This is a genomic window from Paenibacillus sp. PSB04 (assembly GCF_025809195.1).
GTDB lineage: Bacteria > Bacillota > Bacilli > Paenibacillales > Paenibacillaceae > Paenibacillus_AQ > Paenibacillus_AQ favisporus.
In genome coordinates this window covers 5,534,356-5,550,901 of the sequence record NZ_CP081301.1, presented here as the reverse complement: position 1 = coordinate 5,550,901, position 16,546 = coordinate 5,534,356, and the positions used below count along the sequence as shown (strand labels likewise).

General features: G+C 53.0%; 15 protein-coding genes. 13 read left to right on the top strand and 2 right to left on the bottom strand.

Annotated features, from left to right (window positions below):
• Positions 1-9 precede the first annotated feature (9 nt).
• The 11 genes from iolB to K2F33_RS25540 all read left to right on the top strand — a co-directional run bounded on the left by iolB (position 10) and on the right by K2F33_RS25540 (position 11,647).
• Positions 10-834: a 5-deoxy-glucuronate isomerase gene (iolB, locus tag K2F33_RS25590; RefSeq protein WP_089547037.1), complete on the top strand. Its 825-nt coding sequence runs from the start codon at positions 10-12 to the stop codon at positions 832-834.
• A complete protein-coding gene (gene iolC, locus K2F33_RS25585; protein ID WP_244879252.1) occupies positions 831-1,832 on the top strand; it encodes a 5-dehydro-2-deoxygluconokinase in 1,002 nt (333 codons plus the stop codon). Before iolB ends, iolC begins: the two co-directional genes overlap by 4 nt.
• Positions 1,833-1,853: 21 nt before the next feature.
• Positions 1,854-3,320, top strand: a complete 1,467-nt coding sequence (locus tag K2F33_RS25580) for a CoA-acylating methylmalonate-semialdehyde dehydrogenase (protein ID WP_263879473.1) — start codon at positions 1,854-1,856, stop codon at positions 3,318-3,320.
• Positions 3,321-3,398: 78 nt separating this feature from the next.
• Positions 3,399-4,397, top strand: a complete 999-nt coding sequence (locus K2F33_RS25575; RefSeq protein ID WP_152403917.1) for a LacI family DNA-binding transcriptional regulator — start codon at positions 3,399-3,401, stop codon at positions 4,395-4,397.
• A gap of 608 nt (positions 4,398-5,005) precedes the next feature.
• Complete coding sequence (locus K2F33_RS25570; protein WP_076166569.1) at positions 5,006-5,956, top strand: ABC transporter permease; 951 nt, start codon at positions 5,006-5,008, stop codon at positions 5,954-5,956.
• Positions 5,957-6,084: 128 nt separating this feature from the next.
• Complete coding sequence (locus K2F33_RS25565) at positions 6,085-7,809, top strand: type 2 periplasmic-binding domain-containing protein (protein ID WP_263879468.1); 1,725 nt, start codon at positions 6,085-6,087, stop codon at positions 7,807-7,809.
• A gap of 17 nt (positions 7,810-7,826) precedes the next feature.
• A complete protein-coding gene (locus K2F33_RS25560; protein ID WP_144025341.1) occupies positions 7,827-8,735 on the top strand; it encodes a carbohydrate ABC transporter permease in 909 nt (302 codons plus the stop codon).
• Positions 8,736-8,769: 34 nt separating this feature from the next.
• Complete coding sequence (locus K2F33_RS25555; RefSeq protein WP_263879464.1) at positions 8,770-9,660, top strand: CehA/McbA family metallohydrolase domain-containing protein; 891 nt, start codon at positions 8,770-8,772, stop codon at positions 9,658-9,660.
• Between the two features lie 13 nt (positions 9,661-9,673).
• On the top strand, positions 9,674-10,678 hold the full coding sequence (locus K2F33_RS25550; RefSeq protein WP_263879461.1) for a LacI family DNA-binding transcriptional regulator: 1,005 nt from the start codon (positions 9,674-9,676) through the stop codon (positions 10,676-10,678).
• Positions 10,679-10,789: 111 nt separating this feature from the next.
• Positions 10,790-11,101 (top strand): Dabb family protein, encoded by a 312-nt coding sequence (locus K2F33_RS25545; RefSeq protein WP_089547045.1) that lies wholly within the window; start codon positions 10,790-10,792, stop codon positions 11,099-11,101.
• Between the two features lie 36 nt (positions 11,102-11,137).
• Entirely contained in the window at positions 11,138-11,647 is a 510-nt protein-coding gene (locus tag K2F33_RS25540; protein ID WP_089547046.1) for a GNAT family N-acetyltransferase, read from the top strand.
• Positions 11,648-11,744: 97 nt separating this feature from the next.
• Here K2F33_RS25540 and K2F33_RS25535 read toward each other — a convergent pair whose 3' ends face one another.
• Together K2F33_RS25535 and K2F33_RS25530 are read right to left on the bottom strand one after the other, a co-directional pair.
• Positions 11,745-12,401 (bottom strand): NADPH-dependent F420 reductase, encoded by a 657-nt coding sequence (locus tag K2F33_RS25535; RefSeq protein ID WP_089547047.1) that lies wholly within the window; start codon positions 12,399-12,401, stop codon positions 11,745-11,747.
• 99 nt (positions 12,402-12,500) lie between these two features.
• Positions 12,501-13,394: a LysR family transcriptional regulator gene (locus K2F33_RS25530; protein ID WP_263879458.1), complete on the bottom strand. Its 894-nt coding sequence runs from the start codon at positions 13,392-13,394 to the stop codon at positions 12,501-12,503.
• A 147-nt stretch (positions 13,395-13,541) separates the two neighbouring features.
• Between K2F33_RS25530 and K2F33_RS25525 the strand changes: the two genes are divergently transcribed.
• Together K2F33_RS25525 and K2F33_RS25520 are read left to right on the top strand one after the other, a co-directional pair.
• A complete protein-coding gene (locus K2F33_RS25525) occupies positions 13,542-14,282 on the top strand; it encodes an SDR family NAD(P)-dependent oxidoreductase (protein ID WP_263879456.1) in 741 nt (246 codons plus the stop codon).
• 756 nt (positions 14,283-15,038) lie between these two features.
• A complete protein-coding gene (locus tag K2F33_RS25520; protein ID WP_263879454.1) occupies positions 15,039-16,514 on the top strand; it encodes a PTS mannitol transporter subunit IIBC in 1,476 nt (491 codons plus the stop codon).
• The last annotated feature ends 32 nt before the right edge of the window (positions 16,515-16,546 follow it).

Below are 16,546 nucleotides of genomic sequence, written 5' to 3'. Positions count from 1 at the left end.
GGAAGGAATATGTCCAAGCTTATCGTTCCCGGCGGACAGCCGGACGAGAACGGCAGATTGCTCAGCATCACGCCCGAATCGGCGGGGTGGGAGTACGTAGGCTTTGAAGCGTACCGGCTGGAACCCGGTCAAACGATCGAGCAGGAGACGGGAGACCGTGAAGTCTGCCTCGTGCTGCTCAGCGGGCTGGCGAATGTGGAAGCAGGCGGACAAAGCTATGAGCGGATCGGCCGCCGGATGAGCGTGTTTGAGCCGCTTGCCCCTTATGCGGTATACGTTCCTGCGCATGACCGTTTCCGGCTGGAAGCCGTTACCTTAACGGAGGTGGCCGTGTGCAGCGCTCCTGGCCAAGGGCGGCTCGAAGCAAGGCTCATCCCGCCGGAGAAGATCGGGGTGGAGCAGCGGGGCTCCGGTTATACGGAGCGGACCGTCCGCAATATTTTGCCGGAGCAGGAGGAAGCGGAAAGTCTGCTCGTCGTGGAAGTCTTTACGCCGGCCGGGCACTGGTCCAGCTATCCGCCGCATAAGCATGACCAACTCGATCTCCCGCATGAGTCTCTGCTGGAAGAAACCTATTATCACAAGGTGTCCCCGGGTCAGGGTTTTGCCCTGCAGCGCGTATATACCGACGACCTGTCGCTGAATGAAACGCTGGCCGTGAAGAGCGGGGACGCCGTCCTCGTTCCCCGCGGTTACCATCCGGTATCGGCGCCTCCCGGGTACGACGTGTATTACCTCAACGTCATGGCCGGGCCGGTGCGCACCTGGAAGTTCCATAACGACCCTCAGCATGAATGGCTGATGACCCCTGGACAGGAGGTGCCAAAGCGTTGACCACGATTTCATTTCCAGACCATCGTTCCCTGGACTTTATCGGGCTGGGCCGGCTGTGCATCGATCTGAACGCCAACGAAATCCATCGCCCGATGGAGGACACGGTCACCTTTACCAAATATGTCGGCGGCTCCCCGGCCAACATTACGATAGCCATGGCGAAGCTGGGGCTGCGTACCGGTTTCATCGGCAGGGTGTCCGACGACGCCCACGGCCGTTTCATCACCCGGTACCTGCAGGACGCAGGCATCGACACCACACACGTTATCGTCGACCGGTCGGGCAGCGTCACGGGACTCACGTTTACGGAAATCAAGTCGCCGACGGACTGCAGCATCCTGATGTACCGGGATAACGTAGCGGACCTCAAACTGGAGCCTGGCGACGTAAGCGAGGATTATATCCAAAGTGCCAGAGCGCTGCTCATTTCAGGTACAGCCCTTGCAAAGAGCCCGTCCAGAGAAGCGGCTTTTAAAGCGATGGAACTGGCCATAAGACACGGAGTCGTCATTGTTTTTGATATCGATTACCGTCCGTATACATGGACCTCGGCCGATGAGATCGGCACGTATTACCGTCTGGCCGCCGAGAAATCGGATATTATTATGGGCGGACGCGAAGAGTTCGACCTGATCGAAGCGCTGGACGGCCCGCTTATGCAGGACGATGAAGCCACCGCGAAGCAGTGGTTCAAGCACCGGGCCAAGCTGGTGGTCGTCAAACGGGGCGGCGATGGGTCGACGGCATTTTCGGCGGACGGACAGAAGCACATAGGTGCCGTTTTTCCGGCACAGGTAGTGAAAACCTTTGGCGCAGGGGACTCCTTTGCTGGTGCCTTTATTTACGGCCTGATGCAGGGATGGAGTATCGACCGGTGCCAGCGGTTCGGCAGTGCCTCAGCATCGATCGTGGTCTCCAGCCACAGCTGCTCCGATGCGATGCCGACAGCCTCGCAAATCCAGGAGCGGATCGACCGCTTTGTGCAGCAAGGAATCTGACCAAACGATGGAGGTATCTACATGACGGATCAAGTGCAAGATCAAGTGCAGCAGCTTCACAACTACGTCGGGGGCCGGTGGGTTCCTTCGAACGGAGGAAGATCGGAGCCGGTCTATAATCCGGCCACCGGGGAAGAGATCGCCCGCGTTCCCTTATCCACCCTGGACGATCTGAACCGCGCCGTTTCCTCGGCAGCGGAGGCGTTTCCGTCCTGGAGCGGCACCCCGGTGCCGCGCCGGGCACGGATCATGTTCAAGTTCCAGCAGCTCTTGACGGAACACTGGGAAGAGCTTGCCCGGATGATTACGCTGGAAAACGGCAAGAGCTACCAGGAAGCATATGGCGAGGTGCTGCGCGGTATCGAATGTGTAGAGTTCGCCGCCGGCGCTCCGACGCTGCTGATGGGCAGCAACCTGCCTGATATTGCCTCGGGACTGGAGTCGGCCATGTACCGTTATCCGATCGGCGTCGTCGGCGGCATCACGCCGTTTAACTTTCCGATGATGGTGCCGAGCTGGATGTTCCCGCTAGCGATCGTATGCGGCAACACCTTCGTGCTGAAGCCGTCCGAACGGACACCGCTGCTCGCGAACCGGCTGGCGGAGCTGCTCCAGGAAGCCGGGCTCCCGGATGGCGTGTTCAACATCGTTCACGGTGCGCACGACGTCGTTAACGGCCTGCTTGAGCACAAAGACGTCAAGGCGATTTCGTTTGTCGGATCCCAGCCTGTGGCCGAGTACGTGTACAAGACGGCAGCAGCTCACGGTAAACGGGTACAAGCGCTCGGCGGTGCAAAAAATCATTCCATCGTCATGCCGGATGCCGATCTCAAGCTGGCGGTCAAAGAGATCACAAGCGCGGCTTTCGGCTCCGCAGGCGAACGCTGCATGGCCTGTTCGGTCGTCGTGACCGTCGGCGATATCGCCGATGAGCTGGTGAGCGGACTTGCCGAAGCCGCCAAGAATCTCCCCGTAGGCGACGGTATGGAACCGGATGCCTTCCTGGGACCCGTGATCCGGGACGCCCATAAGAACCGGACCATTGGATATATTGAGAAGGGAGTACAGGAGGGGGCGCAGCTTGTACTGGACGGCAGGGATCATGCCTTGGCCAACGCAGAAGGTTATTTTCTTGGCCCGACCATCTTTGACCACGCAGCTCCCGGTATGAACATTTGGACGGACGAAATCTTTGCGCCTGTACTTCAGGTCGTTCGGGTAAACAGCCTTCAGGAAGCCGTAGCGGTTGCCAACAAGTCCGAGTTTGCCAATGGGGCCTGTATCTACACGGACAGCGCCAAAGCGATTCGAGAGTTTAGGGAATCGATCGACGCCGGCATGCTCGGGGTCAATGTAGGCGTACCGGCACCCATGGCATTTTTCCCGTTCTCCGGCTACAAAAAATCCTTTTACGGAGACCTTCACGCCAACGGCAAAGACGGGGTGGAATTCTACACCCGAAAGAAAATGGTTGTGGCCCGCTATTGATCACGGAGCAAATTGCCACAGACTGGAACTTTCCCTATACTTAGAGTACAGAGCAGCGTTAAGGAAGGGGGGACGAGGGTGGCGACGATATACGATATCGCCCGGGAAGCCGGCGTGTCCATTGCCACGGTATCCAAGGTCATCAACCAGACCGGCCGGATCAGCGACAAGACAAGAAAGCATGTGCAGGACGTGATGAAACGGATTGACTACCAGCCGAGCGTAGTCGCATCCGCATTGACCAAGAAAAGGACGTATTCGCTCGGGCTCCTGATCCCGGATATCGCGAACCCGTTTTTTGCCGAGCTGGCCCGCAGCATTGAAGATCATGCCCACGAGCTTGGATACAGCCTGGTCATTTGCAGCACCGACAACGACTTGACCCGGGAAGAAAGGTACATCAACGTTCTCCGGCAAAAGAGCGCCGACGGGATCATCATCGCCACTGGCGCCCGCAACGACGCCATGATGAAGCAGCTGATGAAATACAAGCTTCCGGTTGCCGTCATCGCGCGGGAAATGCCGCTGCTTGCAGTGGATACAGTGCTCGTGGACGATTACTTAGGCGGCTATCTGGCTGCGTCTCACTTGACTGGGCTCGGACACCGGAACATTGCCGTGATTGCGGAGGACTTGGCTGTGATGAGCTCGAAGGAACGGGTTCGCGGTTACCGGAAAGCCCTTGAAGAAGCAGGGATTCCCTATGACGAGAATTTGGTGGCGGTCAGTCCGTTTCATGTAGAGGGAGGAAAGGCGACAGCCAAGGAGCTGCTCAGTGGGTCCAACCCGCCAAGCGCCATCTTCGGATGCAACGATCTGCTGGCGATCGGAGTCGTGCAGGCTGCCCGGGAGCTTGGCCTGCGCGTACCTGAGGATGTTTCGGTCGTTGGCTTTGACAACACGGTGCTGGCGACGATTATCGATCCGCCGCTCACTTCGGTGGCCCAGCCCGTTCAGCAAATGGGAAAAGAAATCGTCCAGCTGATCACTGGAGAAATCGACGGAAGCAAGCCCTCCAAGCAGCGCCTGGTTCTGCTGCCGGAACTCGTGGTTCGTGGAACAACCAGCGCCGTGTAACGGCGCTTTTTTTGTTGTTGAATCCCCTTTGTGCTCGCGATGATCCCATCGCATTTCCCCGACTAAGGAGGCAGTTCCAACCATTTTACAAACATAGACATTTTATTACAAAAATAATGATTGCGCTTTCATACCGGAGTAGATTATAATTTCCTCAAGGTAAAGCGCTTACCTCACATTTCCAGTCCCAGGTTGCGACACAGTTCCTAGGGGGAGAGTCCAAAGCCCGTTTCGCTTCAAGTTTATGTTACTAAGCTTTAAGAAGAAGAGAAGAGTCTTAATATGGTATCGATACCATATGCACTGAATAACGATTTAGATATCGATGCCAACAATCGTATCGTGATTGGATTTGCTCTTGGTTTTAGCCGAAGAAATGTAATATTTTACAAAAAGTGCAACCGTTTTTGATTTACTCTTCATCTTGAGAGACTATATTCCAATTAAAGCCGAGATGAAAAGCCATTCTTATAGTAAAAAGGGGGGATTGAGCCTTAGGATAACAGATATGCAGTGATCATGACATCGGTTAAGAGTGATGGGCGGCATCCAAGACACCGCTTCGGTTCATCAGCAATCATCCACAAAAAAGAAGGTGATCCCAGTCCATGCAAACCCAGGTGAAAACAGCAGCTGTACCTGGAAAGACACCCGGCAAACGATGGAAAAACATTCTTCTGCATAAATACCTCTACATCATGCTGCTTCCTTGCCTCGCTTTTTTTATCATATTTTCCTACATACCGATGGTCGGCCTGATCTTAGCCTTCAAGGAATACAAGTTCAATACGGGAATCCTCGGAAGCCCGTGGGTCGGTCTGAAGTACTTTGAGCGTTTTTTCAATGATTATCAGAGCGCAATGCTCATCAAGAACACCTTGATCATCTCCTGCATGAAGCTGTTTATCGGCCTGCCTTTTCCGATCCTTCTTGCCTTGATGTTCAACGAGATCCGCAACCGTTATTTTCGCAGCATCGCCCAGAGTATCGCCTATCTCCCGCATTTTTTGTCCTGGGTCGTGGTCGTGGGGCTTGCTCAACGCCTGCTAGCTCCGGATAACGGATTGCTCAACCAGATCGTGTCTTATTTCGGCGGGGACGGAAGCACCTTTTATATGATGGAACCGAATTATTTCTATTCCATTATGTTCGGCAGCCATTTATGGAAGACCATCGGATGGGACTCCATTATCTATCTGGCGGCGATCGCCGGCGTCAACCCGGATATGTACGAGGCGGCCAAAATCGACGGGGCGAACAAGTGGAAGGAGCATTGGTACATCACACTCCCTTCCATCCGTCCAACGATTCTCATTTTGTTCATTCTATCACTGGGTAATATTTTGTCCGCCGGATTCGATCAGCTGTACCTCCTGAGAACCCCGGGAAACATGCAGCTCTCTGAAATTTTGGATACTTATGTCATTCGCATCGGTCTTCAGGGCGGCCAATACGGATATGCAACGGCCGTGGGATTAATGCAGGGCTTGATAGGATTAATCCTTGTCGTTACTGCCAACCGTATCTCAAGAAGAGTTTCTGACACATCAGTATGGTAGCGATACCATATACTTTGCAACAGCATTCTTGCATCCATGATTGCCATCTATGATTACATCCATGATTGCATCCATGTAAAGACAGGGGAAAGGCCATTAACCAATGATTTGAAAAGAGGGATGCCGAAATGCTGAAAGGGAAAACGTGGTTCAAAATGTTGTCCATGCCGCTGATCGCCTCCATGCTTCTAGTTGGGTGCAGCGGAAATGATTCAAGCGGTCCAAACAGCGAACCGACGGCGGCTAATCAGGATGCGGGTACGGCTAATCACCCTGCGACCTGGATTGCGGACCGCAAAGTAAAAGGGCTGGTCTTTATGGGGACGGATGACTACACGGAGGATATGAATGCTGAGATCAAAGCCAAGCTGAAGGAGATGACAGGCATCGACCTGGAAATCGAAATCATGGTGGCGGACCATTCCATCGACGGACTCATTGCAGGGCTGGCGTCGAACGACCTGCCCGATTTTATAACGTTCTATCTTAACAACAGCGGCCGGCCCGAAATGCAGGTCGTGCTGAAAGCGGCAAGAGAGCAAATGTTTACGGACCTCACGCCGCTGATGAAGGACACGAAGATCTACAGCAAATATCTGCAGGACGACTACCTACCGCTTGATACGAAGTATGGGGTCATGTTCCGGCCGGAGTTCGGCGGATCGTCCTATTTCGTCCACATGAACATCGCCAGACAAGGCGGGTACTCGACGCGTAAATATGCCGGCGGTCCTTATATCCGCAAGGATATTGCCGACGCTCTGCACGTGGATCCGCGCACGATTGATTCGACCCAGAAGCTGTATGAGCTGGCGCAAAAGATCAAGGCAGGCGGGTTCAAGGACAAGAACGGCAAGGACGTCGTTCCGATCGGTCCTTCTTACTGGGGAGGCAAGGAGGTCGGTGCCTTGTTTAACGACCTGGAGTGGGGCAGCGCCGACCAGCGGATCAATAAGGATGCAGGAGGTAACATTTTGCATGAAAGTCAGACCGAATATGCATTAAAAAAAGTTGAGTATGTGCAAAAGCTCCTGAGCGAGAAACTGCTGCATCCCGAATTTTTCACGATGGACGAAAGCCGGGCGACGGAAGGCGCCCTGAATGGAACGTGGGGAATTATCGGAGATATGCATAATTATCAGGAATTTAACCGCGATATGCATTACCTGCCGCTGGGACCGATCAATTACGTTGACCGTCCGTACCAAATGCAGGTCGATTATAAATCCGGATACTCGGCCTGGGCGATTCCGGGAACGACCAAAGATCCGGAAGACATCATGAAGCTGGCTGACTTCCTGGCAAGCCGGGAAGGAAAGCTGCTGTGGCAGTACGGGATTGAAGGAAGGGATTACACCCTGGATGCCAAGGGGAACCCTCTGGCCAACAAAGATATTTTGGATTTGAAGCAAAACAATCCCGAGGAAGCGAAGAAGCTTGGCTTTGCGGGTGTCGGCAACTATTGGGGTGAGCTGCTGGGATCGACGGATATTGACCGGATGGCCGACTTCGGGGAAATGGAGTACGGCGACGCGGTTGCTCCGGAAGTGAATGCGGGGGCGCTGAAAATCGCCGATTACTGGGGCTGGGATGACAAACGCAAACAAGCGAATGTTGTGGACGGCTACACACCTTTATCTTTCATCGGAGAATTTGATCAGGGAACCGAGCTGAAGGCGGCGTTCGAAAATTATGACGACAGTCTGATTCGGGCGTATTATGCAAAAAACCTGGATGAGGCGAAGAAGATCCTGGACTCCGCTTCCAAGCAGCTGGATGCCTCCGGACTGCAGGCGTTCCTTGATCTGCTGAAGCAGAAAAATGCCGACGCTAAAACGCATTTGAAATTCTAAATGGGAGGATCATGCGGATGAAGCCATTTTACCGGACGCCGCTGGGTGAAAGAGTATATATCTTCGTAATCTACCTGCTGATCACGCTGCTGTGCCTGTCCATCGTCCTGCCGTTTTTGAACATATTGGCGCTCTCCTTCAACGCAGGGAAGGATGCGGAGCGCGGCGGGATTTACTTCTGGCCCCGGGTATGGTCGATCCAAAATTTCAAGGAGGTGTTCGCCTCCTCGAATATCGTAACGGCTTTCGGCATCTCGCTGTTTCGAACCGTGGTCGGCACGGTCGCGAGCGTATTTCTGACCGCGATGGGCGCCTATGCGCTGAAGAGCAGAACGATGCCCGGAGTACGCTTCTTCACGCTGCTGATCTTCTTTACGATGCTGTTCAGCGGGGGAATGATCCCGTATTATATGCTGCTGAAATCGCTGCATTTGACCAATACGATCTGGGTATATATTATCCCTAGCTTGTACAGCGCCTGGAACCTGATCATCATGCGGACGTTCTTTCAGCAAATTCATCCCAGCCTGGAAGAGTCTGCGCGGATGGACGGCTACAATGACTTCGCCATCTTTATGCGGATCATCATGCCGCTCAGCAAGCCGGTGATCGCCGTCATCGCGCTGTTCAACGCCGTCGGTCACTGGAACGACTGGTTTACGGGCGCTTTTTATGTCCGTTCGGCAAAATTGCGGCCGCTATCGACACTGCTGCAAGAGATGCTCACGCGGGCGGAAGCGATGCGCAGCAAGCTGGAATCCGCCGCAGGCATGAACCAATATGATGCGCTGGAGAAAATGCAGGTAACGGGCGATTCCATGAAGATGGCCACGATTATCATTGTCGTAGCGCCGATCATCATCATCTATCCGTTTATTCAAAAGTATTTCGCCCAAGGCGTCATGATCGGTTCGATTAAGGAATAATTGCAGAACGATGATCAACTGGGGAGGATTTGGCATGCGCATCGAAAACCCTTATGATAAAAGAGGAACGTGGCTTCGCGGGAGTTTTCATAATCATACCAACAACAGCGACGGCTGGTTTCCGCTGGAAACGGTATATCGGATGTACGCCGATTATGATTTTCTAGCGATTTCGGATCATGACAAAATGACTGATTTGGCTGGAGAATGCGGCATCCCCACGGTTTTTGAAGCGATCGAGGTCAGCAGCCGCCAGCCTCACATGCTTCTCGTTGCACCTCCACGTTCCATAATGGAGGGCTACAGCAGTGAGTTTTCGATAGGAAATTACCAAAGGCTTGCTGATGCGACCTTGGATAATGGCGGAATCTGCGTTCTCGTGCACCCGAACCGGTATTTTTCGAATTACTGGAACCTGGAGGACATGCTGCGGATGGAGCGGGTGACCGGAATCGAGGTTTACAACGGGGACGGGAACATCGAATACGATATCGCGTTTGATAAATGGGATGCGATGCTTTCGGCTGGACGGCGGGTATGGGGCTTCGGAAACGACGATTCCCATGTGTACGGACAAGAGAAGCAGGCCTGGAACATCGTGCTTGCCGAAGAAAATTCGCAGCAGTCCATTCTCAGCGCGATCCGGAGCGGCAGTTTTTATGTCTCCACTGGTTTTGGTTTTGAATCGATTCAGACCGAAGATCGTCAGATCTGCATCCGCCTGAAGTCGAACAAACTGCTGGACCGGATGTATAAATACGTGACCTTGTTTGGGAAAGACTGCAGGGTGCTGCATGAGGAAACGGGACGGATTACGGAAGTGACTTATTCGTGTATGGGAGACGAAGGGTATGTCCGCGTCAGCGCCTATATTGAAGGAGGCTATGCGGCGTTCTCTCAACCCTTGTTCATTAATCAGCGTTAGGGATGAGATGGGTATGAGCGTTAAAATCAAGGATGTTGCCAAACGGGCCGGTGTCTCTACGACAACGGTCTCCCGTGTTTTAAACGGAGAAAAATACGTCAGGGAAGAACTGAAGGACCGCGTCAACCAGGCCATTGAAGACCTGGGTTATGCGCCAAGCCATATTGCCAGAAGCCTGGTCAGGAACAAAACCAATCTGCTGGGGGTCATCGTGCCGGATCTGACCTCCAGCTTTTATTCGACCATTCTGAGCTCCATCGAGCAGACCGCTGCTTCCAATCATTATAATCTGCTCGTCTGCAATATCAGCGAGGACATTTACAAGGAGTTCAAATACCTGAACATTTTCAAGGAAATGCGCGTGGAAGGCATCATTATCATGCACGAGAAGATCAATGAGGATATCCGGAATTTTATCGAGAAATTAAAAATTCCCGTCATCTTCTCCAGCGTGAAGCCGATGGACCAATCCTTCGTATCGGTCATCGTGGACGATTATGCCGCAGCGTATGACGCAACGACATATTTAATCGGACTCGGGCATAAGCAGATTGCTTTTATCGGCGGGGACATGCGGGATATGACTTCCGGCCAAAACCGGTACAGCGGGTACCGGAATGCTTTGGCGGACCATGGAATTAGATTTGTCCATGAACTGGTCCGTTTCGGCGATTACAAGGTGAACAGCGGCTATGCACTGATGGGTGAGTTCCTTCGTTACAAAACTAAACCGACGGCGGTCTTTGCCGTCAGCGACGATATGGCGATCGGGGCGGTCAACTGCATCATCGATCACGGCCTGAAGGTTCCTGAGGATATTTCGGTGATCGGCTTTGACGGAAGCCAGATGACGGAGCTCGTCCGGCCGCGGATCACGTCTATGGAGCAGCCCATTCAGCGAATGGGCGAGGTGACGGTCGAAACGCTGCTTCAGTTCATTGCAGGAGAAAAGCGAACAGCGGAAGATATCATTTTGGGTCATCGGTTAGCGGTGCGCGACAGCTGCAGACCTCTGTGAAGATTGTGAATCCCCATGAACCGGGATGCTTTGAAGCTGTCCATCTCTTTGGTTAGCCTTTATAATAGTAAAAGACTCGTTTGTCATTTCGATGAAAAAAGGAGTGTTAACGTGAAAGACGACGCAATCATCCATTCGGTCATCTTTTCGCTCAAGCATGAGAAGGGTTCGTCCGCTGAACAGCGATTTCTGGAGGACGGCAGGGCTGCGCTCAGCTCGATTCCTACGGTAAAGGAATTTCAAGTATTCCGGGAAATCAGCCCCAAGAATACTTATGACTTTGGTTTTTCCATGAAGTTTGACAGCCGGGCAGATTATGAAGCCTATAACGCTCATCCGCAGCACGTGGCTTTTGTGAGGGACCGTTGGGATCAGGAAGTGAGCCAGTTCCTCGAAATCGATTATGCCGGATATGAGCATTGAGGTTAGATTTTCGAAAGGACGAGGATGGTGCAAGCTTTGAATATTCAAATTCGAACAGGCCGGAGAGATGAGATGGAAGAGATCATGCAATTGATCTCCAGATGCGTTCAGGTCATGCAAGAAGGCGGCAGCGACCAATGGGACGACGAGTATCCGAACCGGGATGTCATCGGGGAAGATCTGAGCCGGGGGACGCTGTTCGCAGCGGAAGGCGACGGACGGATTCTTGGTATCATGGTGCTGGATCAACATCAAGATGAGCAGTATGACAAGATACCTTGGACGGAGACGGAAGGGCCGCATCTGATGATGCACCGGATCGCTGTGGATCCAATGGCCCAGGGACAAGGAATCGCTCGTAAGCTGGTTGCTTTTGCGGAACACTTTGCCCAAGAGAATGGATACAAGAGCATCCGGCTTGATACATACGCCAAAAACGCGCCGGCCCTCAAGCTGTACCGGGGCCTCGGCTACGATCAGCGGGGCGAAGTGAACTATCCGGGACGGGAAGCGGGCTTTCCGGCTTTTGAAAAAGTGTTTGTATAGTCTTCGGCAAGGTAATCCGATACCAGCATAAAAGAAAAAATCCCCTTGTCTCCGTTAGGTGGAGACTAAGGGGATTTTTGTTCTGTTTATATGCCGATCAAGCTCTAAACTCCGCCGGGCGCTCGGGGCTGGCTTCCGCGAGCGCTTGGCGAAGGCTGTCGGCGTCGTGCTCGCGGTAGCTTGGCGTACCCGGCTGCTGGCGCCAGGACTCATCCAGTCCCCCGGCGTCGATGGCGTCAAAGCCAAGTTCTTCAATCAGGTCAAGCACGACCTGCTTAGAGGCGGGATCGTCTCCAGCCACCGGCAGCGCCAAACGTCCAGGGCTGCCCTTCGGCAGGCCGCGTTCCAGCAGATTTTGGGCGGATATGCCGTTAAAAGCTTTGTTCACCGGGCGCTTCAGATGCTGTTCCACCCAGCGGCTCTCCGGCAGGCCTGCTTCAATTTCTGCAATGAGACCGTCGCGCTGGCGAGGGTAATAGTTCCCCGTATCGATAATCGCGGCATTCGGTGCGGTATGGTCGAGGATTCCGGCAGGAAGGTCAGGAATGTTTTTCTGTGGAATCGTCACAATGACCACTTCTGCGCCCTGCGCCACTTCCGTGACTTCCTTGGGCGCGGCTCCCGTTTCTTCGGCAAGTGCAGCCAAGGTTTGTGGGCCTCTCGAATTGGCGATGGACACCTCATGTCCGAGTTTGGTCAGGCGGCGGGCGAGATTTCCGCCGATATTTCCGGCACCGATAATCGCAATTTTCATTTATTCCGACTTCCTTTCCCGAATTAGTTGTATATCTTCAAATAAACTGTAACAAAAATAGTTATCGATGTAAAGCGCTGCAAACTATTTTTTTCCAAATTAGTGATCCTGCTGCGGGTAGAGCTTTTGCATGGTATCCAGGAAGCCTCGGAGAAGAGGAGAGATGGGGTCCTTTTTCCATACAAAAGACATCCTGTATGCGGATTGGCTAACTCCAAGTACTGGCTTATATGCGAGATCGGTGCGCAAATGCCGGGCAGATTCATGAATCAGGGCAATGCCGAGACCCGATGAAACGAGCGACAACAACGTATGCATTTCGTCGGCCGTTTGAACAATGGCTGGACTGAATCCTGCCTCCATGCATACTTGAATCATGGTATCGTAATAAACCTTTCCTACTTCCCGGTTGGTAGAAATAAACGATTCCCTGCTTAATTCGCCGATATGCACAGTATGGCGGTTACCCAAAGGATGTTCGGGAGGGAATGCGACCCAGAAAGGCTCGCTCCGGATAGAGTAGGACATAAGAAGCGGCTCGTTCACGGGAATGCCCGTAATACCGATGCTTAGCGTGCCATCCAACAGAGCTTCGATTTGGGAAGATGAATGTAAATGGCATGGTGTGATTTGGACTTCGGGATATTTTTGACGGTACGCCGAAATGACCTGAGGAAGAATGTCCCAAGTTGCGGATTCCACGAATCCGATCCTGAGTTCTCCGATCATCCCCGAAAATGCGCGGCTAACCTTATCCACGGCACGATCCGCGTGGTGGAGCAAGTTTCTGGCTTCCTCATAAAATAAACTTCCGGCCGCTGTCAGCGAAACACTTCGTTTGGTACGGATAAACAAGGCCCCGCCTAGCTCCTGTTCGAGCTGGCGAATCTGCTGACTAAGTGCAGGCTGGGCGATTCCCACCCGATCGGCTGCACGTCCGAAGTGCAGTTCCTCGGCCAAAGTGACGAAATATTTGAGCTGCCGCAGTTCCATAACGATCCTCCAAGTCCCTTTTTTAATAAGTAAAACTTATTACAGAAATATAAAAACGATATTTCGCTTATGATCGGATTGATATTACAATAGAATTCATCCAATGTCACACACATGGCGAAGGGAAAGGTGATCAAGATGACTCCAATGAAACGTACAGCGATCGTAACTGGCGGAAGTAGTGGAATCGGATTCTCGATTGCTCAACGACTCATACAAGAAGAAATCGGTGTCATGATCCTTGGGAGACACGAAACTTCCCTGAGGGAAGCATGTAAGCGGCTTGGCGAAGGCGCTTCATGGGTACAAGCGGATGTACGCTGCCGTGAAGATGTACAGCGGGCCGTCGAGGAGGTAGTCCACCAAAACGGACGTTTAGATATCGTGATTAACAATGCGGGATTCATGGGTGAGGCCGTTTCTACCGGAGTGCCTCTTGAAGATTCCGAACGGTTCTGGGATGACATTATTGGCGTGAACTTGAAGGGGGCATTTTTGATGACGGCTGCCGCAGCGCCATATTTGGCAAGTCCGGGCGGCAGGATCGTCAATATCAGCTCGATCGGGGCGTTTACAGGTGGAAGCGGCCCCGGGTCCCTGGCATACGCCGCCTCGAAATCCGGGCTCCATGGCCTTACGTACGCTGCAGCCCGAGAGCTGAGCGTCAAAGGGATAACGGTGAATGCCGTGGCTCCAGGCTTGATTACGGATACCGGTTTTGGCCACCGTGAGGATAAACTGCAGCAGCTGATCCCGAATATTCCCGCCGGGCGTCCGGGGACGCCGGACGAGGTAGCTGCCGCGGTCTTATACTTGATTTCGCCGGATGCATCTTATGTCACTGGAGAAATTCTGAACGTCAATGGCGGATGGCTTTTTGGGAGATGACATCTTTCATGCCGGATATGGCCAACACATACGCACGCTAGCGCCCTATATCAGGGCGCTTTTTTTAATATCAGAAAGTATAAACTCCAGAGCCATGGCTTCCTGATATTGCAAGAAAAACTTCCTTTAGACGCGGTCTGTCTTCTGTGAAGGTACGTCGATAGACGTTTTTTTTATAATATCAGAATGTATAAATTCCAGAGCCATGGCTCCCTGATATTGCAAGAAAAACTTCCTTTAGACGCGGTCTGTCTTCTGTGAAGGTACGTCGATAGACGTTTTTTTTATAATATCAGAATGTATAAACTCCAGAGCCATGGCTTCCTGATATTGCAAGAAAAACTTCCTTTAGACGCGGTCTGTCTTCTGTGAAGGTACGTCGATAGACGTTTTTCTTATTTTGTGAAAAATCGGTAATTTCTGAATCAGGTCCACTTAATGGGAAAAGCTACCCATGATCAGGTTCCAGGAAGGAAAACTTAATCTTGGAAAATTACAGATTAAACAAATGCAGTCTCAGCTGACCGGAGTGAACTTAGCCCGTATGTTTCCCCTGCATGTCATCCTTACCGGGTCTGCAAAAGCCTGATATATCAAGGGGTTAGGCAGGATTCATAAAGTTTTGTCATCAGGGCTCCTGACAATATAGCGTTTTCATTTTATTGAGTGTCAGGTTGATGTCGGCTAGGATGGATATAGGACGAACGACGTATTGCAAAATACCGTTCGACAAAAGTTTACAAGGAGGTTATCCTCATGGCCCAATCCACATCTTCCTCCGCATCCGGTGCCGCCCGGGTCGGAGTTCAAAAATTCGGGCGCTTCCTGAGCGGCATGGTCATGCCGAACATCGGAGCGTTCATCGCGTGGGGCTTGATCACGGCACTGTTCATACCGACCGGCTGGATCCCGAACGAGTATCTCGCGAAGCTGGTCGACCCGATGATCAAGTACCTGCTCCCGCTGCTGATCGGATACACCGGCGGTACGATGGTGCACAAGCAGCGCGGCGGCGTGATCGGCGCCCTGGTCACGATGGGCGTCATTATCGGAACCGACATTCCGATGTTCCTCGGCGCGATGGCCGTCGGTCCAGGAGCTGCCTGGGTGCTCAAACAGTTTGACAGAGCCGTCGAAGGCAAAATCAAGTCCGGTTTCGAAATGCTGGTCAACAACTTCTCGCTCGGCATTATCGGCGGCGTGCTCGTCCTGATCGCTTATTCGATCGTGGGACGCATCATCGAAGCCGTCACCAACGTGCTTTCCTCCGGCGTTGAGTTTCTCGTTCACCACCACCTGATTCCGCTCGTCAACATTTTGATCGAGCCGGCGAAGGTGCTGTTCCTGAACAATGCTATCAATCACGGGGTGTTGAGCCCGATCGCGATTGAACAAGCGCAGACCGCAGGCAAATCCATCCTGTTCATGCTTGAATCGAACCCGGGTCCCGGACTCGGCATCCTGCTTGCTTACATGATCGTAGGCCGGGGATCCGCCCGTCAATCCGCACCGGGTGCGGCGATCATTCACTTCTTTGGCGGGATTCATGAAATTTACTTCCCGTACATTCTGATGAACCCACGCCTCATTCTGGCGGCAATGGCCGGCGGCGTGACAGGCACATTTACGTTCTCGCTGCTGAACGCGGGACTCGTTGGCCCGCCATCTCCGGGCAGCATCATCGCTTACCTGGCCATGGCGCCGCGGGGAGAAATCCTACCCGTACTGAGCGGGGTCATCACCGCTGCGATCGTATCCTTCGTCGTGGCTGCGCTTCTGCTGAAAACCAGCAAGAAGACGGAAGAAGACCAGGACGATCTTGAAGAAGCAACGAAACGTATGAAAGACATGAAAGCTGCGGGAACTCCGGCTGCTGCGGCGGCCGCTGCGGCAGAAGGGGCGAAAGAAGCAACGGCTCATTCGGCGGCAAGCACGGCTGAAGGGCAGAAGAGCAAAGACGAGGTTCACAAAATCGTCTTCGCCTGCGACGCCGGCATGGGCTCCAGCGCCATGGGCGCTTCCATCCTTCGCAAGAAGATGAAAGCCGCCGGATCGCCGATCGAGGTCACGAACACGGCGATCAGCGACATTCCGTCCGACGCGGATATCGTTGTCACGCATAAAACGTTGACAGACCGTGCTCGCGGCGTAGCGCCGCAAGCAGAGCATATTTCCATCGACAACTTCCTGAAGAGTCCGGAATATGACGAGCTTGTCGAACGCTTGAAATAACTATAAAAACGCTTGAGGCGAATGGATGCGGG